This window comes from Pseudomonas brassicae (assembly GCF_010671725.1).
Lineage (GTDB): Bacteria > Pseudomonadota > Gammaproteobacteria > Pseudomonadales > Pseudomonadaceae > Aquipseudomonas > Aquipseudomonas brassicae.
Genome location: NZ_JAAHBU010000261.1, coordinates 1 through 981 on the forward strand (window position 1 = coordinate 1; position 981 = coordinate 981).

The 981-nt window shown below is 63.1% G+C and carries 1 protein-coding gene; it reads left to right on the forward strand.

The window, feature by feature from the left end:
• Nucleotides 1-906 (forward strand): pyruvate kinase (gene pyk / locus G3436_RS17575; protein ID WP_163947447.1); only part of this gene is annotated, 906 nt, incomplete at its 5' end.
• Between the last annotated feature and the right edge of the window lie 75 nt (nucleotides 907-981).

The following is a 981-nucleotide window of genomic DNA, read 5'->3' on the forward strand; positions in this document are numbered from 1 at the left end:
GCCGCCGAGATGGACCTGGACTACCTGGCCGTGTCGTTCCCGCGTGATGCCAGCGACATGGAGTATGCCCGTCGCCTGCGTGACGAGTCGGGTGGTACTGCCTGGCTGGTGGCCAAGATCGAACGTGCCGAAGCCGTAGCTGACGACGAGACCCTCGACGGCCTGATCCGCGCCAGTGACGCGGTGATGGTGGCACGGGGTGACCTGGGCGTGGAGATTGGTGATGCCGAGCTGGTGGGCATCCAGAAGAAAATCATTCTGCACGCACGCCGTCACAACAAGGCAGTGATCACCGCCACCCAGATGATGGAGTCGATGATCCAGAACCCGATGCCGACCCGTGCCGAAGTGTCCGACGTGGCCAACGCCGTGCTCGACTACACCGACGCGGTGATGTTGTCGGCAGAAAGTGCGGCGGGTGCCTACCCGCTTGAAGCGGTGCAGGCCATGGCGCGGATCTGCCTGGGCGCGGAAAAGCACCCGACCAGCAAGACCTCCAGCCACCGCATGGGCACGCAGTTCAGCCGTTGCGACGAGAGCATTGCGCTGGCCGCCATGTACACCGCCAACCACTTCCCTGGCGTGAAGGCGATCATTGCCTTGACCGAGAGCGGCTACACCCCGCTGATCATGTCGCGAATCCGTTCGTCGATCCCGATCTTCGCCTTCTCGCCGCACCGCGAGACCCAGGCGCGGGTTGCGATGTTCCGTGGTGTGTACACCGTACCGTTCGACCCTGCGGCGCTGGCGCCGGAGCAAGTCAGCCAGGCGGCGGTTGACGAGTTGCTCAAGCGTGGCGTGGTCGAGCAAGGTGACTGGGTCATCCTGACCAAGGGTGACAGCTACCACACCATTGGTGGCACCAACGGCATGAAGATCTTGCACGTGGGTGATCCGTTGGTCTGAGACTGCAGCGTACAGGATAGCCGCTGCATGGCGGGGTTTTTTATGCCAAAAACGCCCCTCCTCTAGCCACACCAG